Raw genomic sequence first — 24,218 nt, forward strand, 5'->3', positions numbered from 1 at the left:
GTTACCCTTATCGTGTTGCTTGATAGCGATATTTCACGAAGTTTTGGGCTTTACTTAAAATTTGGAAAGCATCTTTAAGATTACGGCGTTCAAAATCGGACATATTTTCAGGCTCAATACTATTATCAGGTTCTTGTCCTTCTTCAACATCCAACGCTTGATGGCGAATACGGACTAATGAAATATATTCCATGGCATCGCGAAGATCTTGAGCCCGTCCAGGTGGTAAAATTCCACTTTCAATAATATCGTCCAAACGTTCGAGCGAATTTTGTGAACGTGAACCTACCGCAAGGGCATGGACACGAATCAAATCTGCTAATGGCGCTGTACCACGACGTTTTAGATTAATCGAGTTATTATGACGTCCATCTTTTTCCATTACGAAATCTTTAAAGAAGCCTAATGGTGGCGTGCGATTGATTGCGTTGCGTGCAAGGCAAGCTAAAAAGCGAGGGCTGTTACGGGCACGACGAACAATAAAACCATTAAGTTGTTTAGCCCAACGTAATCTGCCCCAAACACCGCCTAAGTCAAAAAAGATAGAGCTATTTAATAACGCTTGAGGTTTTGGATTATCAATCCAATCAGCAAAACATTGTTCCCATTCATGTCGGGTTTTTCGCCATTCTGGATTTGTCGCCATAATGCCGCCAGTACAATAGGCATAACCACATGCAGCAAGGCCATCACAAACAAAAGTCGCAAGTGCTTCAAAGTACGCATTATGTTTATCATGATCGAAGGAATTATCTAAAATAATGGCGTTATCTTGGTCTGTGACGATGAGTTGTTCATCTCGTGCCATAGAGCCTAAGGCCAAGAAACAGTATTGAATAGGTGGTGGACCGAGCTTTTCTTCTGCTAATTCTAATAAACGCTGTTTAAAGCTGCGTCCAATTTCTGCCATTGCGCTGCCAATCATGTGCGAGTTAGCGTCTTCATTAACCATGCGCACAAAGCAGTCTTTAACTTGTGCTGATAATTGAATGAGCTCTTCTACAGATTGCTGCTGATAAATACTACTAACGAGAAGTAAGCTATTTTGCGATTCATAGCGAACAATATCAGAAACGCTAATAACACCTATTGGTTGTTTGTTTCTAAGTACAGGCAAATGGTGAATGTTATAACGCAGCATAGTCAGCATCGCTTCAAATACATAGGCATTATGATCGAGTGTAATGGGTTCTGCTGTCATGACTGAAGAAACAGGCTTTGAGGTTGAAATACCTTCGGCTAATACTCGGGTACATAAATCACGATCAGTAATAATTCCCGTGACATAATCGTTTTCATCATCGTCATCGGTAGCATTACTGTCACTGAGTAATAATGCAGAAACGCCTTCTTCAGCCATTGTTTGTGCTGCCGTTTGAATGGTTTCGTTTTGATCAATGATGACGGCATCACGAGTGATCAAAGTTCTTAGTTTTGATGTCGTCAGATCATTTTCATCATGTTGGCTTGATACGGCATGACGTAAACGAGCCCCATCTTCAACTTCAACGAAATCCGCAAAGCTATCGTATTTATCGCAAAGTTCAATAAATAGAGTATTGGGAATACAGTAGAGTAGAGTATCTTCTAGCGCTTTTGCTGGCATTCGGACTCGGTTGTTCATCAACAAGCCCATTTGGCCGAAAATATCACCTTCATCAAGACGATTGTAGAGCTCGCCCTTACGGCGGTATATTTCAACAGCACCACTTCGAATTAAAAACAGATCATGAATGCTATCGCCAGTATTCAATATCATGGTGCTCGCACGGTAATAAGCGACTTCGACTTCAAGAGCAAGTTGATGAAGTTGCTCTTCTGGCAAAGTATCAAAAGGCGGATACTGTGAGATAAAATTGAGAATTTCTATTTGTTCCGCTTCCATTACATCTTCCGTTATTTAAGGCAAGTATTTAGTTGGCGTTGGGTATTCAATGATCTATTGCTTATTAAAGCTAAGAAAGCGATTAAGTAATAGATAGATGAAAGTTTAACGTATAAATGAGGTTAAAGCATACGGAAGAGGAATTAAACGCTTGTCACGGCTACAAGCGTAAAAGATAGGTCAAATTATTCTGAAAATTGAATTACATCAAGAGATAAGCAATACAGCCGCTACCGATAGGCGCGCCCCAGAGAAAAAACACGCTTCAATTTTGCTTTCAGTTACCTCATCAATCTCATCATATTTTACTGTTAGAAACGAAACGGCAAAACCTACCGAAATTGCAAAAAGAAGAACAGCAAGATCAAATAAAAAGGCTTGAATCCATGTACATTACATACCTTAGTTAAATAACGTAATAATATATAATGATGAGATCTTGCCGACAAAAATAGCATAGATAATCATCCGTATTTAAGTCGTTTCTTTTAAATAATGAGACAAAAGTATCTTCGTAGTAGCTATCTATTTTCATCGAAGAGAGCTGATAAAACGTCATTAATAACGTTAATCATGGAGATTGCATTTATGCCATATAATGAACTGAAAATACTTTAAATCTAGATGATTGTATTATCAATATTCGTCGTATTTGTATTAGGCTTTAATAAACAACATAACGATGAATATGAATGGAAGCATAATCTTAGATATCTGACGATGGGGTATCCGTGTGAGAATTGTTTTCTTTGGTGAAGCGCTTGTTGAAATAAATAACACGACTAAGTATGCAACGTATGGTGGAGATGTACCCAATACAGCCTTGTATTTGTCTCGGCTTGGACAATCTCGAGCTATTTCTGTCAGTTATGCGACTGCCGTAGGGACTGATAAGTTATCACTATCATTATTATCGTGTTGGCAGCAAGAAGGCATTGATACGAGTTTAGTCCGGTATCTTTCGACTAAATTCCCTGATCTTTGTTATATCGAGACAGATAGAGAAGGGCACTGTTACCGCCATTTTTGGAATAAAGATAATGCTGCTCGTTATTACTTTTCAAGGGAGTCATCACCACTTGAAATAGCATTAAGTAACTATAACTATCATGCTATTTATATCAGTGCAGTAAGCTTTGCATTATTAACCGATGAAGCAAAAGCAGCGTTATTGGTACTGTTAGAAAAATATAAAATAGATGGCGGCAAAGTCTATTTTGATAATCGATATCGGCCTCATATGTGGACACCACAGCAAGCAAGATACTGGATATGTCAGTTATTACCATATATAGACATTGCTTTCATTGAGATAAAAGACGAACAACGAATCTGGGGCACTAGCTTTGACATTATTGAACGCTATAGTCACTCGAACTGCTGTGAATTAGTTATTAAACAATATAGCGACCACCCGATAAGCGATCTTAAAGCCCTTCATACTCAAATGAAGATATCTGTGATCCAACCAATAGGGCAGACGACGGATTATATTGCAGATAATGCGTTTATTGCAGGATATCTGGCCGGAAGGATTAGCGGTAAAAGCATTCGCCATTCACTTAATCTTGGAAAAGAGCTGACTTTAAAAGTACAGACTCATTCTAAAGCAGTGATCCCTGCTGCAGCAATGCGAGATATGATGTAACGCAATGATGTTTTTACATCTTATGATGACCAAATCACAGGCTGAATCATATAATTTGGTTGTAAAATAATCGCTTAGCATTATTTTTTAAAAAATAGTATTGACTCAAAAGCTACATTACGTAGAATGCACCCCATACCGAAGAGCAACTCACTTCTCGGTGTGAACAAAATGGCGCGTTGGCAGAGTGGCTATGCAGCGGATTGCAAATCCGTGGACCTCGGTTCGACTCCGGGACGCGCCTCCATTCTCTTTTGAGAATATTATGCGACACTAGCTCAGCTGGTAGAGCGCAACCTTGCCAAGGTTGAGGTCACGAGTTCGAACCTCGTGTGTCGCTCCAAATTAAAAGATATGGCGAATAAGCGGTATCTATAGATGGTGTCTTACCCATCGCAAGTAATTGCGTGCCCTGGTGGTGGAATTGGTAGACACAAGGGATTTAAAATCCCTCGGCGTTCGCGCTGTGCCGGTTCAAGTCCGGCCCGGGGCACCATCTTTATTTTACCTATTAGGTAAAAAAGAAAAAATAGAATTAAAAGATATAGCGAATAAGCGATATCTACAGATGGTGTCTTACCCATCGCAAGTAATTGCGTGCCCTGGTGGTGGAATTGGTAGACACAAGGGATTTAAAATCCCTCGGCGTTCGCGCTGTGCCGGTTCAAGTCCGGCCCGGGGCACCATCTATAAAGAAAGCTCATCATTAGATGAGCTTTTTTTTCGTCTGTAATGTGAGTACATCAAATAAAAAAGAGCCGAAAGGCTCTTTTTTGTTATTTATCGCTATCAGTGCCGAAACGAATGATGCAACTTTTAGCAAATTCGGTTGCTTCGTTCGCTGTCCAATCACCTTTTGGTTTTTCTTTTAATTGGTTACACCAATCTTCACTGCCCACTTCCGGTGTACATGCAGAAAGTAGTGTTACAGCACCTAATAAAATAAATAACTTCTTCATAAACATCCTTTATTACTGATTAATTATCAGCTTCAGCGTTAAATTTCTGCGATTACTCACAATGTCGTAAGAATGGCTGAAAGGTCACGTATTAGCAAATTTAAAAAAGTGTTTTATGTGATAATTATGTAATATTTCAATAACAAAGGAAAAGGCAGGTTTGCTAAATACCAATACTCTGATGCTTCGGAGGGCTAAGATAATTATTGATAGTCCGTGATTTGGCATGATTGTAAGGAGGGCATGATGAAATTAAATTGTGATATGGGCGAAAGTTTTGGTGCTTGGAATATGGGGGATGATGCAGCAGTGATGCCATGGATCAATATGGCGAATATTGCGTGCGGTTTTCATGCATCCGATCCGACAGTGATGGCAAGAACGATTGCTTTAGCTAAAAATCATGATGTGATCATAGGTGCTCACCCTGGCTATAATGATAAAGAAGGGTTTGGACGACGGCCTATTCCCCATACGTTGGATGAAATCAGTCATAGTGTGGCTTACCAAGTCGGGGCGCTAGATGCGTTATGTCGGCTGAATGCTGTGTCTATTACGTATGTGAAGCCTCATGGCGCGTTATATAACCAAATGATGCAAGATCCTGAAATTTTCGAAGTCATTGTTTCAACGATCGCAAAACTTAATACTTCCCGTGTTCTTCCTCTTTCTCTTATGGTCCTGTCACGAGCAAATAATGAGGCATATATTCAAATAGCCAGACAAAAAGGTGTTTCTTTACTTTTTGAAGCGTTTGCAGATAGAGCTTACACAGCCGGTGGATTATTAGTTCCACGACATGAAGCTGGTGCAGTACATCACCATCCTGATTTGATAAAAGCGCAAGTATTACAACTCGCTCAAGGTAAAGTGAGAACCCAGAGTGGGAAATTATTAACATTACAGGTTGATACCATTTGTGTGCATGGTGATAACCCTGAATCAATTGCAACAATTAAAGAGATCGCCCTGTTATTGCAGTCAGCAAATGATAATAAATAGGACGTTATTATGCTTATTAGTCGGTTAACTGAATCAGCCATGATGGTGGAATTTGGGCAGAAAATTACCGCTGAAACAACAGCCATGATTGCTGATTACGTGACGTTTATTAAAACACAATATAGTCGTGAATTAATCGATGTTACTCCCTCGTATACTAAAGTGATGTTACATTTTCGGCTGGACTGTAATTGTTATTCTTTATTGGTTGCGGCAAGTGAGCAATGGTTTGCTGATCATCGACTAAGTTATAAAGGCTCTCGCCATTTAACATCAAAACTGCATCAATTACCTGTTTATTATCATTCAGATGTTGCGCCAGATTTAGCTACTGTCGCCGCTCATAGCCAGTTAACAGAGCAACAAGTCATTACTCGACATAGTGATAAAATCTATCAGGTAGGTGCAATAGGTTTTACTGCTGGGTTTGCTTTTTTATCTTCGGTGGATGCTGAAATCGCAATGCCTAGACTGTTGTCACCTCGGCTTCAAATACCAGCAGGAAGCGTCGGTATTGCCGATAACCAAACCGCAATATATCCCGATCAAAGTCCAGGAGGTTGGCATATTATTGGTAATTGTCCGCAATCCTTATTTTTAGCTGATCAGTACCCGTTATCTATTTTTTCAATTGGCGATCAGGTGCAATTTTTTGCGATCACCAAACAAGAATTTTTAGATCTAGGAGGGCAGTTATGGAAGCGTTAGAGATCATTGAATCAGGGATGCTAATGCAGTTGCAAGATCTCGGTCGATATGGTGTGGCAGAGCATGGATTAAGCCAAGGTGGCGCAATGGATCTTCATGCTTTCTGCTGGGGGAATTTATTGTTAAATAATGATCCTAATGCAGCTCAAATAGAGATCACATTAGGGCAAGTCAGTTTTAACGTTCTTACCGATTGTACTATCGCTCTCACTGGTGCTGATATGCAAGCCAAGATTGATGGGAAAAAGGTTATGCCCTGGCAAACAGTACGCTTATTGCGTGGGCAAGTATTGCAGTTAGGCTATGCACGTCAGGGGTTAAGAGCATATTTAGCCATTGACGGTGGATTTTGTGTTAAAGAAAGTCTAGGTAGTGTATCGACAGTCGCTAGGAATCATCTGGGCGGTTTTGATGGTACGGGGCAGTCACTAAAAGAGGGGCAACGACTTTCTAAATATGGTGGAAATAACGTTTATCATTTTCAAGCAGTACCCGCACGCTATATACCCCATTATGCCGAAAAGTTAACGGTATCTATTATTGAATCATATCAAGCAGAGTGGTTTTCTTCACAGCAAAAGCAGCAGTTTTATCAGTCAGAATATCAAGTGAGTCAACATAGTGATCGCATGGGCTATCGGCTTGTAGGGGAAAAGATCCTCCCCAATAAGACGACATTGATCTCTCAACCTATAGCAAAGGGAGCGGTTCAATTTCCTGCATCAGGAGAGCCCATTATTTTACTCAATGATCGACAAACGTTGGGAGGATATCCTATTTTAGGTTGCATTACTCAGCGCGATCTTAATTTGGTTAGTCAATTAAAACCGGGAGATTCAATCCGATTTTCACCATTAAGCCCAGAGCGATTTGAACTTGAGTTACAGAAATGGTTTACTTTCTGTCGATTCTTTAATGTTTTCAATTGTGGTAACGAAAAGAAAGAAAGGTGATTGGATGTATATTTTCGGCTATGGAAGCCTGATCAATAAATACTCGCGAAACCGTACAGGTAATACTGGTAAATCTTATCCTGCATTAGTGCATGGTTTACAGCGTTCATGGGGTAATGTTGATGGCAGTTATCCTATCGCGCCTTTAGTCGTAAAGCCGGGACAAGGTGTCTGTAATGGCGTGTTAATTGAAGTTGATGAAAAAGGTTTGAGAGACTTTGACCAAAGAGAACATGGCTATCAACGTATTCAAATTACTGCACAACAAATTGAATTGTTAGAAAATACGAAGCTCACATTATCAGAACCAGTTTGGGTATATATCAATAATAGTGCTTTACCGCCTTGTCAGCAGTTTCCTATTACACAAACCTATGTTGATACGGTTTTAGCGGGATGTTTATCTATTTCACATCAATTTGCAGAGATGTTTATCGCAACGACGACAGGCTGGCAATACCCTTATCAAAATGATCGTCATTCGCCTAAATACGGCAACTTGGCTGGCGTTTATGATACTGATAGAAAGCAGATTGATATACTCATTGAAAATACGATTTCAGGTAATTAACGATCTGCTTATCGTTATCATTTAAGCGAGATCTACGGTGGCAAAACCGAATAAAAAAGGGCCGACAAAAACAGTTGATATCTTTTGTGCTAAATGTAAAACGCTCTTATTTAAATATCGAAAAGGTGGAAAAGGGGCGTTAGTAAAATGTTTTAAAGAAAGAATTGTAAAAGATTTTACGATTGAATCTGCAACATGCCCTGAATGTGGTGTGGTATTCGCACGAGATGCATTAGTAAGAGGTACACCTGCATTTAAAATCATTGGTGGCAAAGTGACGATGAAATAAATAAGAAGCCGAGTTATAAGTCAACTCGGCTTCTTGCTACCAATGAGGATTACTTTTTGAATAACTGCTTTGGTGGGCAATCAATCTTTTTACTCATAAGTACCGCTTCTAAATCGACAATTTTACGGTGATAAGTTGCCTTTACGAGTTGATAATCAAGTGATGGCGCAAACCATAATGAAAGTTGGCGATCGCTTTTTCTCGTTTGATTAACCCTAATGGTATTTAGAGTACCAAAATTAGTATCGATTGTTTCATTACCCACGACTGCAAAGTAGTAGTGGCTAGTTTCGTCACTATTTTGCATGATGAAATCAAAGTTCTTTTTACCTTCAATTAAATCAAGACGCATTTGGCTACCAATTGTGTCTCCATCAAGAATAGGCGCGAAAGCATTGGTATATTTCTGCGTTTTTCCATCATCAGTCACTGTAGAGTTATGGCCATCGTTACTAAACGTTACACTGACATTTCCTGCCATTAGTCCAGTGATCGTTCGTTGAAATTTATCCGTGATAAAGCGTTGAGCAGCATCTGACCAATGTAATTGAGTATGAGAGTGCATTTTTGATTTAGTGATTAAAACATCAACCTCACTGTTGGTATAAATATCAGCGTTATCACCTTTCCAAACAATGTGACGTTGATAATGACCAATTTTCTGACCTTTAAAAAAGATATTGTAATTTAATGTCTTTTTACATTGATGAAATTGGTTCGGAAAAGAATAGGTGGCATGACTTACTTTTTGTAGTGCTGTTGAAGGATTACTTGTCGGTGCTGCAATGGCTGTTACACTCAATAAAGATAAAACCGACGTAGTAAATAAAGACAATAAACGCACAGGTACTCCTAAACATTTAGATATAACGAACATTAGCGTTTTATAGTTTAACAGGTTTGGTAACAAGATGATCAAGTAGCATGTGTTTTATGCACCAAGCCACTTCGATTATATAGATCATTCTGCAAATGTCTTTTTCATCGTAATAATTAATAATAGGACTGAAATGAAATAAAAAATTAATCTATTATTAACTCCTTTTAAATCATGTGGTTATGATTTTGATTGTAAACGGTCGTAAAGATCATCTTTTAATTAAAAAATAACGTGTTGTTATTTAAGAAATTTTATTTCGAGGTCTATAGCTGTCTGTTGTGACACTAGTAATACAGTTATTTGACGTTTAGTGTTAGCGCGCCTATTTTTTATACGTTTATGTCTAAAGAAATAGGAGTGTGTGATGAAAAAAATGAACTCGTCATATCGATTACAAATTATCAAAGAAGTTGCAACTCGGCATCAAATGAAATCGACAGGTGATCCTATGGCGATGCACATATCACAGCTACTAGAAAGTCATAATAATGAACACCCCATAAAGCCAATAACAACATTTGATGATAGTCATTATGATGACAATGCGGGCGGTTGGGTAAGCAATTTATGGGGTAACGAAAAATAAAACAGGATAATTATAATCACGGGAAGTGATGGATGAAGTACGATGATGTTCGTAGCTTTTTTGATACATTGAGATCATCGATGAAGAATGCTTTTTTCTTAGCCTGTAACTGGAACAAATTTTGTGTCTGATGTACATTGCGGTGTCATTATATATTTAGGCTAATTGATGAATTACACCGAACTTGATAATTACACGCGTAAGTGGATTTTTACCCATGCTTCGATGCCTGTTCCTACGACAGATCTTGAGCAAATAAAACCGTTAACCCAAGCGCGTTCTTCGCAATTGTGGCAGGAACATATTAGTAAACAGAGTCCGGATTCTGATCACTTTGAGCACGGTGATTGGGCGGCAGATACAAAAAACTGGTCAGAGCCTGAAGATTGGCAAGATGCTTGGGATAACGATGATGATGCATCATTGCCAGCTGCTATTTTGACAGCTTTGCAATGGGAAGATAATACAACGATTTATTTTTGCTACGAAAAGTACAATATTGTAGAAACTAAATGGGGTGTATTTAAACGTAACTGGAAAAACTTTTTGTTTTTTGATGATGGTCCAATTCTATTGGGTCGCAAACAAAAACAAGCGCTGTGGTTTCAATCCAATGGTACTTATCAGTTAGCATTACGCCCATAATTTTCTAACGCCCTGTAATATTTATTTTTTTAAATTACAGGGCGTTGTTATTTATGTTTTTTCTTCAATGGGCTGTAATTGTTTTATGATCTGTTGAATATTTTTTAATGCGATGTGTAAATTATTGCTTGAAGAATGAACCGAGCCTTCTTTTGTTATTAAAGGTTGGTTTAATGGCTCGCCTAACGCAATAAAAAAACGTGCACTGTGGTTTGTGGTTGTGACGGTAATGGGTAATTGCGAGTGAGCAAAAATTCCCATTTGATTCGGATGTAGTTGATTATTTGCGATATAGGCGTGACCTGAGCGTAAATAAATAAAACCTGCAACATGGGTCTCTGGTGGTGTAAATGTCCAACTACCGTATGACGTGACAATAATATCAAGATAGATAATATTGCAGTTGTGTTTTATTGGGCTTTCAACACCATTGTAGTGACCAATGAGTACTTTTGTTGTCGCGTGTGTGCCTTCAACGAGAGGTAGTTTTTTACTGGCAATATGAGTGCTTGATGGCGCAGTCATTTCTCCTTCTTTCTCTGAAGGCGAAGCGGTCCACATTTGAAACGCTTCTGCGATCCCATTGTGTGGTTTCATCAGTGATTTATGTGCCATACCATAACCACAGGTGGTGAGGTGAATATCACCCGTTTGAATGTGATTTTTACCGTTAATACTGTCTTCGTTTTGGATTGATCCGATAACGGGATAGCTGACAGCATCGATACCTGAGTGGCCATGAAAACCTAGTTCATTATGTGCTCGGTTAGTAGATAAATAATGATCCCAAAGGATAAAGGGGTTGGTATCAGGAAGATGCGGGGTATCGATATAGGTGACGATGGCACCGTGTTTTATGCCGTGCCGAATTACTGCAATTTTTCTAGTCATTGCTATTGTTACCTGTTTTCGTAAGGCTAGAAAACAAGCCTATGTATCATGCCATTACAAATTAATATTCAACTCTTCTTTAGCCTAGTTGCTTACTCGCCGATCTGCCGCATTATTAGCAACAAAAATTTGGTTACTGGTAAAATGAAAGTTGAATATTAAACGTTTAACATTTATTTGTATTACAATAATCAACATTAAATAGATACTCAATATTGACGAAATAATAGGAAACACGAATGACTTTTTCTTTTGGTGGCTTGTTTAAACAGCAAGCATTTATTAATGGCCAATGGAGTGACGCCTTTTCTGGTAAAACGGTAAATATTACTAATCCGGCGACAAATGAAGTTATTGGTCATGTTCCACTTATGGGTGTAGAAGAAACCAATATTGCGATTGATGCGGCAGATAAAGCGTATCGATTGTGGTCAAAAACAACAGCGAAACACCGTTCGATGATCTTACGTCAGTGGTATGAGTTAATTGTTTCACACCGTGATGAATTAGCTCATATTCTTACTGCCGAACAAGGTAAGCCACTGGCTGAAGCGAAAGGTGAAATTGCCTATGCGGCGAGTTTTGTTGAATGGTATGCCGAAGAAGCTAAGCGTCTAAACGGTGAGATCATTCCAAGCCATAAAGAAGACGCCCGTATTTTAGTTTCTCGCCAGCCTGTTGGTGTGGTTGCTGCCATAACACCCTGGAACTTTCCTGCAGCAATGATCACACGTAAATGTGGTCCAGCTTTTGCTGCGGGTTGCTCCGTGGTATTAAAACCAGCCCCTGATACCCCTTATACTGCATTCGCCTTTGCAGAGCTCGCGCATCGGGCGGGCATTCCTGCTGGGTTGTTTAATGTTATTACGGGAGATGCCGTTAAAATTGGCGCAGAGCTTATGAGCAATAAGCGAGTTCGCAAAGTTTCATTCACAGGCTCAACGGCAATAGGTAAGCTTTTGATGGCACAATCAGCCGCTACTGTTAAGAAAGTGTCTTTAGAGTTAGGGGGGAACGCGCCATTTATTGTGTTTGATGATGCTGACTTATCTCGCGCGATTGATGGGGTAATGGTTTCTAAGTTTCGTAATGCAGGGCAGACATGTGTGTGCACTAACCGTATTTATGTTCATAGTGATGTGTATCTGCAATTTGTAGAAAAGCTAGCTGAAAAAGTGTCAGCACTAACGGTTGGCAATGGTGTTGATAATGGCGTAACTATTGGCCCGTTGATAAACCGAGCTGCGGTTGAGAAAGTCGAAAAACACATTAACGACGCCATAATGAAAGGGGCAAACTTAGTTATAGGTACACGAGAGCCTTCAACAAACTGCTTTGTTCAGCCTACGGTGCTAAGTAATGTAACCGATAATATGTTAGTGGCGAGTGAAGAAACCTTTGGTCCGTTAGCTGCTGTGTTTAAGTTTACGGATGAGCAAGATGTTATTGCACGCGCTAATAATACCGATTCTGGGCTTGCAGCTTACGTTTATACTCAATCATTATCACGCGCTTTTCGTGTTAGTGAAGCGCTGGAATATGGCATGGTCGGAGTTAATGAAGGGGTAATTTCTACTGAACTCGCGCCATTTGGTGGGGTAAAAGAATCAGGTATTGGCCGAGAAGGTGCGCATCAAGGTTTAGAAGAATATACTGAGATGAAATACACCTTAATGGGTGGCTTATAGCATTTTGTTATTCTTTTAGCGTTATGTCTAGCGAGCTGAGTTACACTGCGTTTCTCAGCTTTCTTCTTTCTATTCTTCTTGGATACTATTTTCCATGGTACGTATTAGTACGACGCCTTCATTGTCTGCAATAAAGCCTTACAGGATTATTTTCACTTTATTTCTTATTCTCTTTTTTTCGTTCCCAGCTCAGGCTGTTCCATTGGTTGGCTCAGCATGTTTGATCCGTCACGGTAATAAAGTTGTCGTTATAAAAGAAGAAATATCAGGGAAATTGGCTTTACCTGGCGGTCGAATTGATCCTATGAATAGCCCTGAGCAGGCTGCTGTACGTGAAGTCTATGAAGAAACTGGCATTCATGTTGACGCGGTGAAGTTGCTAAAATTACGGGGTAACACAACGTTATTTGCGTGTGTAGCGAAGCAGCCCATTCCAACAACAGTGATCTCGCCTTATACCCAACCGTTAACAACGACAGAAAATGATGATTTGTTAATTAGTACTTGGCAAGCGAAGCATTTTACCAAAGAGGTGAAGTGTGCATATTTACTGTCAGCTGAAAACATTACGCCAAAAGATTATCGCTATCCTAATGATGTTCCACTGATCCAACACTTATTATCACAAGTACCCAATAGTGAAATTACGACCAATGCCGCAGACTACCAAGCGGTGAGTAGGTTACATCAATGGGAGCTGACACAGATTCAGTCATTTCAACAAGAAATCAAATCGCTGCCTGATAGTTACCAATCACTTTTTCAACGAGTGCTATCTGTGTTTAACTTACCCGGTGAAAAGCTGTTTATTGGCTTGTTATTGCTCGTTGTTACCGTCGGTTTTGGTGTCACAGCAATGTTGTATTTATCAAGCGTTCTTGTGACTGTCACTTTTATTGCTTCGGTAATGAAATTAGCGCTAGCATCACCTCGTCCATTTTATATTTGGCCAGAGTTACAACAAACAGCAGCCAGTGGCTTTGGTTTGCCGAGCGGCCATACATTAATGGCAACGGTACTATGGGGATTGCTTTGGTACAATTTGCCGTTGTTGATTCATCGCTATCGACCCCACTTGACTTCAAACCTAACAACGTTTCGCTTTAAGACACTGCCGCTGTTGATTATTGCGATTAGTTTACAAGCTATCGCAAGGGTTTGGCTCGGTGTGCATTTTATCTCAGATACCGTACTTGGCTTGAGTGTTGGGATAGTGCTTTTAGCTTTGTTTATTTGGTGGCAACGTTCAGGTTCAGCCTATCAGCATGTGCGTAATTGGCGGTTTTGGGCGCTACTTAGCGTGATAATTGCTGTGGGTGTGAGCTATTTTCAAGTCCCTCAGCAAGTGTATTTATTAGCCTGTACGCTTGCAATGAGTGCCGCTGTCTTTATTGATAGAGGTCGATCACGACAGACAATTACTTATACTCAAAAATTGAAATTAGCAGTGATGCTACTTGGTTCTGTATTGGCGATTGGATTTTTGAGCTCATTATGGGTAGAGATCGTAATAAGTACAGTCGCTATATTATTGATAAAAACATTAGCTATTGTCGTCATGGTTATGGCGTGCGTATTGATGACTGCGCATAGCTATCGTTTGAAATAAGCACCTTCAAGGCGGAAGCGGAAGTGACAAGCAAGGATTGTTTGTTTTGTTCTATCGCGTTGTAAGGTAAAGTAAAGTGATAATAATATCTACAATTGATGTGCCGATGATCGAATTTATAACGATCAGGCTATAAATATTAAATGAGAGAAGGCCAGTAGTCGTAGGACACGACTCCGCTATAAGTGATAGCGTACACTGGAGAAGGAGCACAATGTTACCAGCATTAACCCATCAGCACAGTATCGAGCAACTGGTGCTGTCATTCCTTGACGATTTATCCGCGGCCGGTTTTCGAGGCGAGATAGAGAAAACCTATGCGAGTCGACTCGCTGTTGCAACAGATAATAGCGTTTATCAAGTTATTCCTCAGGCGGTTATCTTACCTAAAGATATCGATGATCTGGTGTTAATTGGTCAAATTGGTCAACAGAAAAACTATCAAAAAATCACCTTTTCTCCTCGTGGGGGCGGTACGGGAACCAATGGCCAATCATTAACGCCTGGTGTGGTTGTCGATATTTCACGCCATATGAATAAGGTACTGGAAGTTAATCCTGAACAAGGTTGGGTTCGAGTACAAACAGGTGTCGTAAAAGATCAACTTAACGATGCGCTACGTCCTCACGGTTATTTTTTCTCTCCTGATTTATCGACCAGTAACCGCGCTACCGTGGGCGGTATGATTAACACTGATGCCTCGGGTCAAGGGTCGTTAAAATACGGAAAAACGTCTGATCATGTATTGTCGTTAACGGCAGTCCTTGTTGATGGTTCAGTATTAAAAACCGAAGCGTTAGATGAAACGCAAATAGAGTCGATATCAGGTGATGATCTCGCTGCAAAAGTTGTGAAAACCTCAGCACAAATATGTCGTGAAAAACGCCAGCAAATTATCGATAAGTTTCCACCTTTGAATCGCTTTTTAACGGGTTATGATTTAAAAAATGTTTATGACGATGAACTAACACAATTTGATATTGGTCGTTTGTTGTGTGGGGCGGAAGGTTCGCTTGCGTTTATTGCAGAAGCGAAACTGAATATTACGCCGATCCCGAAATCACGAACGCTTGTAAATATTAAATACGATAGTTTTGATTCAGCGCTACGCAATGCGCCAATGATGGTTGAAGCTAAAGCGCTATCGGTAGAAACCATCGATTCCAAAGTATTGAATCTCGCAAAACAAGACATTGTTTGGAACACTGTTAGTGATTTATTAACCGATGTCCCTGGCAAAGAAATGCTTGGGATTAATATGGTTGAGTATGCAAGCAACGATATTGCCGAGAACCAACAACAAGTAAAAGCACTGTGTGAACGACTTGATGCCATGATAACGGCGAATGAAGCAGGCATTATTGGCTATCAAGTTTGTGAAGAGTTGGCGAGCATCCAAAAAATTTACACCATGCGTAAAAAAGCCGTGGGTTTATTGGGGGCGGCAAAAGGGAGTCAAAAACCTATCGCATTTGCTGAAGATACCTGTGTACCTCCTGAAAACTTAGCTGATTTTATTGCTGAATTCCGTCAGTTGCTTGATGATAAACAATTAAATTATGGCATGTTTGGTCACGTTGATGCGGGGGTTTTACACGTTCGTCCGGCACTTGATATGTGCGATCCAGAGCAAGAGCGCTTGATGAAAGAAGTCTCTGATCAAGTTGTTGAGCTGGTGGCAAAATATGGCGGATTGATGTGGGGCGAGCACGGTAAAGGCTTCCGCTCTGAATATGGTCCGGCTTTCTTTGGTGATGAGCTATTCACAGAATTACGTCGAATAAAATCAGCGTTTGATCCCCACAATCGTTTAAACCCAGGAAAAATTTGTACGCCATTAGAGAGCGATGATCAATTAGTGAAGGTTGATGATCGAAAGCGAGGTTTTTTTGATCGTCAGATCCCTATAACAACGCGAGATAGCTTTAAACAAGCGATGGAATGTAATGGTAATGGCTTGTGTTTTAACTATGACACCAGCTCGCCTATGTGCCCATCGATGAAGATCACCGCAGATCGTCGCCATTCTCCAAAAGGGAGAGCAGGACTGGTTCGTGAATGGCTACGTCAATTAGCAGAGCAGGGCGTTAATGCAGACGAGTTAGAACATAAGTTATTGACCACGACACCAACGATTAAACAGATCATCGATCGTCTCAAAAATACGTATGGCGAACGTCGTAAGCAATATGATTACTCTCATGAAGTGATGGAAGCGATGAATGGCTGTTTGGCATGTAAAGCTTGTGCAAGCCAATGTCCAATCAAAGTGGATGTTCCAAGCTTCCGCTCTCGCTTTATGAATATCTATTACAGTCGCTATCAACGACCAGCGAAAGATTATTTAGTCGCGTATGTTGAAAACTATTTACCGTTAATGGCTAAAGCGCCAGGGGTGATGAATGCCTTAACACGTCCGGAGTGGTCGAAAAAACTCACTGAAAAAGCGATTGGGTATGTTGATATGCCGTTATTGTCCTTGCCGACATTAACCGAGAAACTTGATGGACACCATGCGCTGCGTTTTGATCTGCAATGGTTACAAGCGCTGTCAGAGCAAGAGCGTCAGAATTATGTGCTGATTGTTCAAGATCCGTTTACCAGCTTCTATGATGCTGAAGTGGTAAAAGATTTCATTATTTTGGCTGAAAAACTGGGTAAAAAGCCAATTTTGGTGCCATTTAAACCAAATGGTAAAGCGCAGCATGTAAAAGGTTTCTTGCGTCAGTTTGCGAAAACCGCTCGTAACACGGCTGATTTCTTGAATCAATTAGCCGTGCTCAATATTCCAATGGTGGGTGTCGATCCAGCGCTTGTACTTTGTTACCGCGATGAATACGCTGAAGTATTAAAAGAAACCCGTGGTAACTTTGAAGTGTTAACCGCACATGAGTGGTTATTACCCTTATTGCCAGAGTTAAAGCAATATAAAGCGACAGAAGAACAACCTTGGTATTTATTTGCTCATTGTACTGAAAAAACCAAGATGCCTAATGCTGAAAAGCAATGGGAGACGATATTTAGTCACTTTGGTATAGCGCTTCAATCTGTTGCGGTGGGTTGTTGTGGTATGGCTGGCACATTTGGTCATGAAAAAGATAAGTTAGAGACCTCTAAAGGGGTGTATAACCTAAGTTGGAAACCCAATATCGATAAATTAGATCCTTCACGTTGTCTGGCTACGGGATACTCTTGTCGAAGCCAAGTGAAGCGCTTTGAGCACATTAAATTTCAGCACCCTGTACAAGTGTTATTAAAAACGGTGCAAGAAGCTTAATTATTGATAAAGCGAAGACACTAAAAAAGCGAGCTGATGCTCGCTTTTTTAGTGTCTGATGTAATAATGATATTAGTCGTTATTTGGTGCTAACCAACGGTATACCCAACCAGCTAGAACCGCACCGATAAGAGGCGCAACCCAAAACATCCAAAGTTGAGATGTTGCCCAGTCGCCAACGAACAAAGCAGGACCTGTACTACGTGCAGGATTAACCGATGTGTTTGTTACAGGAATACTGACTAGGTGAATAAGTGTTAGCGCAAGACCAATAACTAAACCTGACATTTGTGGTGATGCTAGCTTGTGGGTCGCACCTAAAATCACAAACAGGAACATAAATGTCATCACTACTTCAGTAACGAAAGAAGATAATAATGAGTAGTGACCAGGTGAATGCTCGCCATAACCGTTTGATGCGAAACCGCCAGCGAGATTGAAACCAGCGTGGCCACTTGCGATAACGTAAAGGACAGCAGCACCAGCGATAGCACCAAGTACTTGAGAAATAATATAAGGGATAACGTCACCTGCAGGGAAGCGATTACCCGCCCATAGGCCAACAGTTACTGCTGGGTTTAAATGGCAGCCAGAAATATGACCTATCGCGTATGCCATAGTTACAACAGTCAAACCGAATGCTAATGCTACACCGAGAAAACCGATGCCTAAGTCAGGATAAGCAGCAGCCAAAACCGCACTACCACAACCACCAAGCACTAACCAGAATGTACCGATAAACTCGGCAACCAACTTTCTCATCATATTTCTGTTCCAGATATTATAAAAACGACGCACATAATGGATTAAAAACACCGTTCTATCTAGCGGTGTCCATTTAATTTAAAGATAAATTATCATTATTTATCTGAATTCACAGAAGTGAATGACTAACTATAAGTGTAATTAAGTGTAGTGATTGATTTGTGATTAAACATTATAAATCAATGAGTTAATTGCGAGTTGTAGCATTGATTACTATGCGGTATTTTTTAAGTGGCTGTGTTTTATTCTGATTAAATAAGTTACGACTATCAGCAATTAATTCACAATGGGTCTCTGTCCAGTGTCGTGATTTAATTACACCATCATGAGTTTCAGTTAAAAGGGGGGGAATTTTCGCCTTAGTCACCGCAATGGGCATACATAATACCGTCACAATATTGAAGATCTGGCTGGTGGATATGGCCGCATATAATTCTATCAACCGGATTGTTTATTGCGTGACTAATCGCAGCTTGACGAAAACGAGCAATAGCTTGGTGCGCTTTATCGATCCTTTGCTTTAAATATGTCGCTAAAGACCAATAAGGTTTATTTAATTGACGGCGACTATGGCGTAGCCAGCGATTGAGAAAAAGCATGAAGTCATAGCCTTTATCTCCTAAATAATTATGAAAGCGATGAATGGTGATCAAATCATCAAATTCATCACCGTGTAACGCCAGTCTTTTGTTTCCAGTCGCAGTGGTATGGGTGTATTGGCGTTCGAGTTGTATATGACCAAAATCGTAGTGAAGAAAGTCACGGATTTTTTCATCGTGATTGGCTGGAATGTAGATGATCTTACAATCGTGGTGTGCTTTATCGAGTAATAGGTTTAGTAATGCATGGCCAATAAGAGCGATTTTTTTGAGGCCATAAATCAATAATATCACCCACTAAAATAATGGTTTCAGCTTGGTTATGTTTAAAAAGTTGAGGAGGTAATCAATTTTACAATCACGGTTACCAAATGGAGATCAGATAGCCATAAGGTGCGATAGCTATTGATATTCATGATTCCTCAACACTCTGTTTAGGATGAATTTTAACGCTATCGCGGTTTTATGACTTTTAAGTGGCTATTTAATTAATTTCTAATCACTTTCATCAAACAAGTAAGCTTCTATTTGCTCTGAAAGCCATTTAATGACAGGTGTTCGGCGCGATTCGGTTTCTACAACCTCACCATAAGCTTGCCAGTTCATTGCTCGGTTATACTTGATGACTTTAAGTGTGCCGTCGCGCAAGTAATGATTAATTAGAATCGCAGGTAAATAAGACCAACCGGTTTGATCTAGCACCGCATCACGAAGGTGTTCGTAAAATGATAATGCAATGTATTTACCAGCCTTCGGCGTAACAATTTTCAGGTTTTCTTCGTCGATGTATGCTACGGCAATTTCAGTGAAACGCTCAAGATCGGCTGCTGTCACTTTACGTAATTGACTAAGCGGATGATCTTTATGGGCAACGGACATCATGCGAATTTGACCTAAATCGATCTGATTGACGCGTGACAGCTGATGGGTATCTGGTAATAATCCATAGGCGACATCAACAAGATTTTGGGTCACCATTTCTTCTAGTTCTTGTGGCGGAGCACTATAAATAGAGACACTGGTTTGGGGAAATTGTTTACGAATATCACGCAGTAGTTTACGCCACACAGCTTCTGGTAATGAATCATCACGTGCGATACGAATGCTGGATTCAACACCGGCTAAATGCTGATCACAGCGGGTTTCAATATCACGGGCAATGAGTAGCATTCTTTCGAAATCATTAGCAATTGCATCACCGATACTGGTGGGAATTATTTGGTTTCCTGTTCGATTTAAAAGCGCAATACCGAGTTCATCTTCCAGCGCACTTAAAGCGGCACTGACGGTAGTACGGCTTTTTCCTAATTTTCGTGCGGCTTCTGCAATAGACCCTGTCTTAATTGCATACAAATACATCTCAATTTGATTGGTTCTCATGCAGAATTTTGCCCGTTAAATATACAAACCTATATGCTCATATTAGCGACGAATAACTTGTCGCTCAGAGATTATATTATTAATCTAAGTCACAGTATTATGTACCTAGGATAATTCAACAACAAAAAACGACGAATAATTTGTCGATTGAGGTATATATGTCTAGCAAGATACAACAAGAGCGTGGATTGCTATTGTTGTCAACAATATCATCATTTTCATTTGCAGTAATAGGGATTGTTTTAGGGTCTATTGTTGGCTCGTTAGTAATTGTGTTTGATGGTGCCTATTCACTCGTCAGCTTAGCGTTAACCATGTTATCACTGGGTGCTGCGCATTATATTCATAAGCCTGAAGTGGATAAGACAACCCCTCAATTTGCGATGATTGAGCCTGCTGTTATTGCGATTAAAGGTTCTGTTATTGCCATTATGTGTTTATGGTCTTTTTATTCAGCCGTTGAAGCAATTTTAGCGGGTGGTCGTGATATTAATGCGGGCGTTGCACTTGCATTTGGTATGGTAAGTGTTACTGGCTGTTATGCGACTTACCGTTATATTAAGTTGAAGAGCGAGAATATTGAATCAGCGTTAGCCGATGCTGAAGCAAAACAGTGGATTATGGACACGGTGATCAGTGTTGCTGTACTTGCTGGTTTCTTTATCGCTAAATTATTAATGATGACGCAGTATGCTGGATATGCAGTCTATGCCGATCCAACAATGGTTGTATTAGCGTCGATTTATTTCATTATTGTTCCTGTAAAAATGGTATGGCTTTCAGTACACGAACTACTAGAAATTCATGGTCAGCCAATGGCACATGTAATGAGTAAATAAAGAGAGTAAACGAGATAAGGCCAGCTTTATTGTTTGATAGAGCTGGCCTTATTTATTATGCTATACAACGACTAACGTCCCAGTAAAAGGGTATCTTCAATTTCGCGGTAATGTGTAGCGGTATTGATAAGTGATGTTGCTGTTAAGCCCGGTACGCCATACACTTCAACCTTGGTATTATATTTGGTCTGTACTTTATCAACTAACAAATCAAAGTCACCATCGCCTGAAAGTAAAATAATACGATCAGCATCTTGTGCATGTTCGATAACATCTAGTGTAATACCCACATCCCAATCTCCCTTAGCAGAGCCATCACTGCGTTGGATAAATGGTTTTAGTTTTACTTCAAAGCCAATCGCTCGCAGAATATTTTGAAATTGTCTTTGCTTTTCATCTCCTTTATGGATGGCATAAGCGTAAGCTGCGATGATTTCTCTATCTTGTGAAACTTCCGCCCAAAAAGCATTGTAGTCGAAGTTAGCACGATACTTTTCTTTGACGGTGTAGTAGATGTTTTGTACATCAACAAATATTGCCACTTTTTCCACGAGAATTCCAAATTGGTTGAATTTAAAAGCTATGTTGAAGAAATGACGAGGATAATTCAACTGTTATTGAACAATGTGTTGTTATTGTTGGTTTTTTATTCAAAGAAACATAACGAGTCGTTACAAGCAACAAATCGCGATGGAATATGGAGTAAAATTGGAAAACTATGGTCTTAATAAAAAGGCAATCACTCGCAGAGATAATTTTAAGAGATAAAGTGATGAACAAGATATTGATCGGCACACTGTTATTAAGTTCAAGCTCAGTATTGGCACAGAGTTGCCCTGTAGATGTGCCACATCCAATTCACATTGATAAGGGGAATATTTCTGTTTATGAGCAAGGTAAGCCTAAGTTACTGATTGATAAAAATAATGAAGTTTATATTAATGGTGAAAAAATTGATTTAACGGCAATGCAGCAAAAAGCAGTCGAGGCCTATAGCCACAATGTTCAGACTTACCTACCGCAGATGGCACAACTAGCACAAGAAGGCGTTGGGATGGCAACGGATGTATTGGGTGAAGTAGCCAATAGTTTTGATTCACAAGATGCTTTTAAAAACGTTGAAACGTTAATTGCTCAGTTTGGTCAGCAGGCTAATGAGAAATTTTATAATCAGCAGGGTGAGTTTGTTATGCCTGCTGATGTGTTTTCTAATATGGATACTAATTGGAAAACCGAGTTTGAATCGGCAATGAAACAAGTCAGTGTTCAATCAATAGCGAGTTTATTTGCGGCGCTTTCTGATGAAATGAAAAACGGTGATGTAGATTTTACGCAGCTTCAATCAAAATTTTCCGAATTAAAAGCACGCTTAGGCGAACAAATGGCCCAACGTAGTCAGCAAATGAAAGTAAAAGCAGATAGTTTATGTGGTTCTATTGAAGGTCTGGCTGAGCAAGAAAAACAACTTCAACAGGTGATACCGCAATTGAAAGGCATTCCAATGTTTGAGATTTAATTCTTTTTATTATTTACTTAAATAGCGCAGTTCTGCGCTATTTTTGTTTGTATGTTTTTTGTCCTAAAGATGAACTATGTGTTAAGCTAAAAAGAGAAAATAAGTAATAATATCGTGTATTTAAAGGAAGATTTTTACATCATTAAATAACGCACTTTGACCAATAGGGGATAAATATGTTGAAGATTGCTGTGATAATTGGTCTGTTACTGTTTGCTTATTGGGTTATGCGCTATATGTCGCCTACGAACCAAAGAAAGGTTGTTGTTGGTCTTTTTTCCATATTAGGTAGCGCTGCAATTATCTTTATGGGGTTCGAGCTGTTCCGCTAGAGCAGCATGACGCTTATTTATTTAAATATGAAAACACTAAGCGTCATGATAGATCCAATAATTACAAAATATCAGTTAGAGCAATACCCACACCAATACGTTGCTGCTTGTGGTTATAATCAATCAGATTTTCGCCGTAGCCTGTTGAGTATTTAGTATAGCCGCGCAGTTTACCCCAGAGCGGGAAAGTTAAACCAACTTCACCATAGCCTTTATGAGAGGCAAAGTTTTCACGTCCAACAAAGCTGAATTCATAGTCATCCCACTTGTAAACCACACCGACTTGGTAATGCCCCATGTAATGTTCGATATCAGGGTTGTCATCACCAGATGGAGAGGTGGGTTCTTTTTTCTTATCTTCAGGAATACGCCACCATGGTCTAAATGAGAAGGCAAAATTTCCCTTTTCAAAGATGAAGTCGGTATATACACGGTTCCAACTACGAGATAACCCTTGAGTTCGACCATTTGATTGATGTTCGATACCTATTGTTGCCCATGTATTACCACCAAGAGGTTTCCATGGTGTAGGCGCTAAGTAAAACATTTCAGGGCGATAGTTGGTTTCTCTAAATGGGCGTGAAATGTCACTAGCATATACCTGCCAGTAAGAATTTAATGTGAAAGCAAGAAATACGCCATCGCCATCAATGAGTAAATCATCGTAGTTTAATGGTGTTTTAAAACTTATCTGGAATTCAGCTTCAGCATTCTTTAAGTGATTATCCCATTCTGTACCGTTATAAGCATCACGATTAATACTGTCAGTGAGGGTAACAGGAAGGAAGTAGTTCATACGGTGAGGTGTAATAACAAACGGATCAAACGTAGTCTCACGTTCACGTTGTAAACGCTGTGAGATCATAGGCTCGTTACTGATTTTTTTAGCCTCAGCTATTAATTTTTCACAACGACTACGGATTTGGCTAAGTTTTAAATCACCGCTTTGATTTTTTACAGCATCCAATAAGCATGCCTCATAGTCGTCATTAGGTGCCGCTGTCACAACACAAGGGGCTGTAAACATCGCTAATAAACAGAAATTATATACTGGTTTCACAAGTAATTGACGTCCCTAATTATAAGTGCAGGCAAGTTACATAACAGTTAAGCAAGCTGATTTTAACAGTTTGTTTTGTATCAATTACTATCTATTATACATACCAAATGTCAATATTTGGTTAAATAAAACGCCA

The 24,218-nt window shown here is 39.8% G+C and carries 23 protein-coding genes and 4 tRNA genes; 18 read left to right on the forward strand and 9 right to left on the reverse strand.

Annotated elements, in window-relative coordinates; all coding sequences use genetic code 11:
• Positions 1-7 precede the first annotated feature (7 nt).
• Entirely contained in the window at positions 8-1,885 is a 1,878-nt protein-coding gene (locus C9J38_RS05805; RefSeq protein WP_107206265.1) for a DUF294 nucleotidyltransferase-like domain-containing protein, read from the reverse strand.
• 733 nt (positions 1,886-2,618) lie between these two features.
• Between C9J38_RS05805 and C9J38_RS05815 the strand changes: the two genes are divergently transcribed.
• The 5 genes from C9J38_RS05815 to C9J38_RS05835 all read left to right on the forward strand — a co-directional run bounded on the left by C9J38_RS05815 (position 2,619) and on the right by C9J38_RS05835 (position 4,219).
• The gene (locus tag C9J38_RS05815; RefSeq protein WP_107206266.1) at positions 2,619-3,533 is read left to right on the forward strand and encodes a PfkB family carbohydrate kinase; all 915 of its coding nucleotides are present in this window, start codon (positions 2,619-2,621) and stop codon (positions 3,531-3,533) included.
• A gap of 173 nt (positions 3,534-3,706) precedes the next feature.
• Positions 3,707-3,780: transfer RNA gene (locus tag C9J38_RS05820), tRNA-Cys, on the forward strand.
• 20 nt (positions 3,781-3,800) lie between these two features.
• Positions 3,801-3,876: transfer RNA gene (locus C9J38_RS05825), tRNA-Gly, on the forward strand.
• A 66-nt stretch (positions 3,877-3,942) separates the two neighbouring features.
• Positions 3,943-4,029 (forward strand) — tRNA-Leu (locus tag C9J38_RS05830).
• A gap of 103 nt (positions 4,030-4,132) precedes the next feature.
• Positions 4,133-4,219, forward strand: a tRNA-Leu gene (locus tag C9J38_RS05835).
• Positions 4,220-4,309: 90 nt separating this feature from the next.
• Here the strand turns inward: C9J38_RS05835 and C9J38_RS05840 are convergent.
• Positions 4,310-4,492, reverse strand: a complete 183-nt coding sequence (locus C9J38_RS05840) for a DUF3012 domain-containing protein (RefSeq protein WP_005368573.1) — start codon at positions 4,490-4,492, stop codon at positions 4,310-4,312.
• 246 nt (positions 4,493-4,738) lie between these two features.
• Here C9J38_RS05840 and C9J38_RS05845 point away from each other — a divergent pair, with 246 nt between their 5' ends.
• From C9J38_RS05845 to C9J38_RS05865, 5 genes are read left to right on the forward strand one after another with little or no spacing between them, the layout of a single operon-like run.
• A complete protein-coding gene (locus C9J38_RS05845) occupies positions 4,739-5,494 on the forward strand; it encodes a 5-oxoprolinase subunit PxpA (RefSeq protein ID WP_107206267.1) in 756 nt (251 codons plus the stop codon).
• A gap of 9 nt (positions 5,495-5,503) precedes the next feature.
• Positions 5,504-6,202, forward strand: coding sequence for a 5-oxoprolinase subunit PxpB (pxpB, locus tag C9J38_RS05850; RefSeq protein ID WP_107206268.1), 699 nt, complete (start codon positions 5,504-5,506; stop codon positions 6,200-6,202).
• Positions 6,190-7,155 carry a biotin-dependent carboxyltransferase family protein gene (locus tag C9J38_RS05855; protein WP_107206269.1) on the forward strand — a complete coding sequence of 322 codons (966 nt, stop codon included), beginning with the start codon at positions 6,190-6,192 and terminating at the stop codon, positions 7,153-7,155. Before pxpB ends, C9J38_RS05855 begins: the two co-directional genes overlap by 13 nt.
• A gap of 4 nt (positions 7,156-7,159) precedes the next feature.
• Positions 7,160-7,726 carry a gamma-glutamylcyclotransferase family protein gene (locus tag C9J38_RS05860; RefSeq protein WP_107206270.1) on the forward strand — a complete coding sequence of 189 codons (567 nt, stop codon included), beginning with the start codon at positions 7,160-7,162 and terminating at the stop codon, positions 7,724-7,726.
• Positions 7,727-7,763: 37 nt separating this feature from the next.
• Complete coding sequence (locus C9J38_RS05865; protein ID WP_107206271.1) at positions 7,764-8,015, forward strand: hypothetical protein; 252 nt, start codon at positions 7,764-7,766, stop codon at positions 8,013-8,015.
• A gap of 49 nt (positions 8,016-8,064) precedes the next feature.
• Here the strand turns inward: C9J38_RS05865 and C9J38_RS05870 are convergent, their stop codons facing one another.
• Positions 8,065-8,859 carry a DUF3108 domain-containing protein gene (locus tag C9J38_RS05870; protein WP_107206272.1) on the reverse strand — a complete coding sequence of 265 codons (795 nt, stop codon included), beginning with the start codon at positions 8,857-8,859 and terminating at the stop codon, positions 8,065-8,067.
• A gap of 400 nt (positions 8,860-9,259) precedes the next feature.
• Here C9J38_RS05870 and C9J38_RS05875 point away from each other — a divergent pair, with 400 nt between their 5' ends.
• Entirely contained in the window at positions 9,260-9,481 is a 222-nt protein-coding gene (locus tag C9J38_RS05875) for a hypothetical protein (protein ID WP_107206273.1), read from the forward strand.
• A gap of 168 nt (positions 9,482-9,649) precedes the next feature.
• On the forward strand, positions 9,650-10,126 hold the full coding sequence (locus tag C9J38_RS05880; RefSeq protein ID WP_107206274.1) for a DUF2947 domain-containing protein: 477 nt from the start codon (positions 9,650-9,652) through the stop codon (positions 10,124-10,126).
• A 51-nt stretch (positions 10,127-10,177) separates the two neighbouring features.
• On the opposite strand, the gene C9J38_RS05885 is transcribed toward C9J38_RS05880, so the two are convergent.
• Positions 10,178-11,017, reverse strand: a complete 840-nt coding sequence (locus C9J38_RS05885; protein ID WP_107206275.1) for a pirin family protein — start codon at positions 11,015-11,017, stop codon at positions 10,178-10,180.
• A gap of 239 nt (positions 11,018-11,256) precedes the next feature.
• Between C9J38_RS05885 and C9J38_RS05890 the strand changes: the two genes are divergently transcribed.
• The 3 genes from C9J38_RS05890 (at position 11,257) to C9J38_RS05900 (ending at position 17,591) form a co-directional block, all read left to right on the forward strand.
• A complete protein-coding gene (locus C9J38_RS05890; RefSeq protein WP_107206276.1) occupies positions 11,257-12,705 on the forward strand; it encodes an NAD-dependent succinate-semialdehyde dehydrogenase in 1,449 nt (482 codons plus the stop codon).
• A gap of 94 nt (positions 12,706-12,799) precedes the next feature.
• On the forward strand, positions 12,800-14,314 hold the full coding sequence (locus C9J38_RS05895; protein WP_107206277.1) for a phosphatase PAP2 family protein: 1,515 nt from the start codon (positions 12,800-12,802) through the stop codon (positions 14,312-14,314).
• Positions 14,315-14,528: 214 nt separating this feature from the next.
• Positions 14,529-17,591 (forward strand): FAD-binding and (Fe-S)-binding domain-containing protein, encoded by a 3,063-nt coding sequence (locus C9J38_RS05900; RefSeq protein ID WP_107206278.1) that lies wholly within the window; start codon positions 14,529-14,531, stop codon positions 17,589-17,591.
• 72 nt (positions 17,592-17,663) lie between these two features.
• On the opposite strand, the gene aqpZ is transcribed toward C9J38_RS05900, so the two are convergent.
• The 3 genes from aqpZ to C9J38_RS05915 all read right to left on the reverse strand — a co-directional run bounded on the left by aqpZ (position 17,664) and on the right by C9J38_RS05915 (position 20,335).
• The gene (aqpZ, locus tag C9J38_RS05905; protein WP_199195412.1) at positions 17,664-18,353 is read right to left on the reverse strand and encodes an aquaporin Z; all 690 of its coding nucleotides are present in this window, start codon (positions 18,351-18,353) and stop codon (positions 17,664-17,666) included.
• Between the two features lie 362 nt (positions 18,354-18,715).
• Positions 18,716-19,240: a UDP-2,3-diacylglucosamine diphosphatase gene (locus C9J38_RS21980; RefSeq protein WP_233218473.1), complete on the reverse strand. Its 525-nt coding sequence runs from the start codon at positions 19,238-19,240 to the stop codon at positions 18,716-18,718.
• A gap of 210 nt (positions 19,241-19,450) precedes the next feature.
• Positions 19,451-20,335 carry a LysR family transcriptional regulator gene (locus C9J38_RS05915; protein WP_107206280.1) on the reverse strand — a complete coding sequence of 295 codons (885 nt, stop codon included), beginning with the start codon at positions 20,333-20,335 and terminating at the stop codon, positions 19,451-19,453.
• A gap of 158 nt (positions 20,336-20,493) precedes the next feature.
• Here C9J38_RS05915 and C9J38_RS05920 point away from each other — a divergent pair, with 158 nt between their 5' ends.
• On the forward strand, positions 20,494-21,174 hold the full coding sequence (locus tag C9J38_RS05920; protein WP_107206281.1) for a cation transporter: 681 nt from the start codon (positions 20,494-20,496) through the stop codon (positions 21,172-21,174).
• 71 nt (positions 21,175-21,245) lie between these two features.
• On the opposite strand, the gene C9J38_RS05925 is transcribed toward C9J38_RS05920, so the two are convergent.
• On the reverse strand, positions 21,246-21,725 hold the full coding sequence (locus C9J38_RS05925; protein ID WP_005368538.1) for an NYN domain-containing protein: 480 nt from the start codon (positions 21,723-21,725) through the stop codon (positions 21,246-21,248).
• Between the two features lie 221 nt (positions 21,726-21,946).
• Between C9J38_RS05925 and C9J38_RS05930 the strand changes: the two genes are divergently transcribed.
• Positions 21,947-22,690 carry a YggN family protein gene (locus tag C9J38_RS05930; protein ID WP_233217620.1) on the forward strand — a complete coding sequence of 248 codons (744 nt, stop codon included), beginning with the start codon at positions 21,947-21,949 and terminating at the stop codon, positions 22,688-22,690.
• 176 nt (positions 22,691-22,866) lie between these two features.
• On the forward strand, positions 22,867-23,022 hold the full coding sequence (locus C9J38_RS21875) for a hypothetical protein (protein WP_198038405.1): 156 nt from the start codon (positions 22,867-22,869) through the stop codon (positions 23,020-23,022).
• A gap of 61 nt (positions 23,023-23,083) precedes the next feature.
• Here C9J38_RS21875 and C9J38_RS05935 read toward each other — a convergent pair whose 3' ends face one another.
• Positions 23,084-24,049 (reverse strand): phospholipase A, encoded by a 966-nt coding sequence (locus tag C9J38_RS05935; protein WP_107206471.1) that lies wholly within the window; start codon positions 24,047-24,049, stop codon positions 23,084-23,086.
• Positions 24,050-24,218: the final 169 nt, after the last annotated feature.

This window comes from Photobacterium sp. GB-210 (genome assembly GCF_003026075.1).
In the GTDB taxonomy this organism is placed as follows: Bacteria; Pseudomonadota; Gammaproteobacteria; order Enterobacterales; family Vibrionaceae; genus Photobacterium.

What these genes read in the sequence shown, in the direction of transcription:
- C9J38_RS05805 (WP_107206265.1), bottom strand. Translation starts at nt 1,885, where the DNA reads ATGGAAGCGGAACAAATAGAAATTCTCAATTTTATCTCACAGTATCCG.
- C9J38_RS05840 (WP_005368573.1), bottom strand. Translation starts at nt 4,492, where the DNA reads ATGAAGAAGTTATTTATTTTATTAGGTGCTGTAACACTACTTTCTGCA.
- C9J38_RS05845 (WP_107206267.1), top strand. Translation starts at nt 4,739, where the DNA reads ATGAAATTAAATTGTGATATGGGCGAAAGTTTTGGTGCTTGGAATATG.
- pxpB (WP_107206268.1), top strand. Translation starts at nt 5,504, where the DNA reads ATGCTTATTAGTCGGTTAACTGAATCAGCCATGATGGTGGAATTTGGG.
- C9J38_RS05855 (WP_107206269.1), top strand. Translation starts at nt 6,190, where the DNA reads ATGGAAGCGTTAGAGATCATTGAATCAGGGATGCTAATGCAGTTGCAA.
- C9J38_RS05860 (WP_107206270.1), top strand. Translation starts at nt 7,160, where the DNA reads ATGTATATTTTCGGCTATGGAAGCCTGATCAATAAATACTCGCGAAAC.
- C9J38_RS05875 (WP_107206273.1), top strand. Translation starts at nt 9,260, where the DNA reads ATGAAAAAAATGAACTCGTCATATCGATTACAAATTATCAAAGAAGTT.
- C9J38_RS05880 (WP_107206274.1), top strand. Translation starts at nt 9,650, where the DNA reads ATGAATTACACCGAACTTGATAATTACACGCGTAAGTGGATTTTTACC.
- C9J38_RS05885 (WP_107206275.1), bottom strand. Translation starts at nt 11,017, where the DNA reads ATGACTAGAAAAATTGCAGTAATTCGGCACGGCATAAAACACGGTGCC.
- C9J38_RS05890 (WP_107206276.1), top strand. Translation starts at nt 11,257, where the DNA reads ATGACTTTTTCTTTTGGTGGCTTGTTTAAACAGCAAGCATTTATTAAT.
- C9J38_RS05895 (WP_107206277.1), top strand. Translation starts at nt 12,800, where the DNA reads ATGGTACGTATTAGTACGACGCCTTCATTGTCTGCAATAAAGCCTTAC.
- C9J38_RS05900 (WP_107206278.1), top strand. Translation starts at nt 14,529, where the DNA reads ATGTTACCAGCATTAACCCATCAGCACAGTATCGAGCAACTGGTGCTG.
- aqpZ (WP_199195412.1), bottom strand. Translation starts at nt 18,353, where the DNA reads ATGAGAAAGTTGGTTGCCGAGTTTATCGGTACATTCTGGTTAGTGCTT.
- C9J38_RS05915 (WP_107206280.1), bottom strand. Translation starts at nt 20,335, where the DNA reads ATGAGAACCAATCAAATTGAGATGTATTTGTATGCAATTAAGACAGGG.
- C9J38_RS05920 (WP_107206281.1), top strand. Translation starts at nt 20,494, where the DNA reads ATGTCTAGCAAGATACAACAAGAGCGTGGATTGCTATTGTTGTCAACA.
- C9J38_RS05930 (WP_233217620.1), top strand. Translation starts at nt 21,947, where the DNA reads ATGAACAAGATATTGATCGGCACACTGTTATTAAGTTCAAGCTCAGTA.
- C9J38_RS21875 (WP_198038405.1), top strand. Translation starts at nt 22,867, where the DNA reads ATGTTGAAGATTGCTGTGATAATTGGTCTGTTACTGTTTGCTTATTGG.
- C9J38_RS05935 (WP_107206471.1), bottom strand. Translation starts at nt 24,049, where the DNA reads ATGTTTACAGCCCCTTGTGTTGTGACAGCGGCACCTAATGACGACTAT.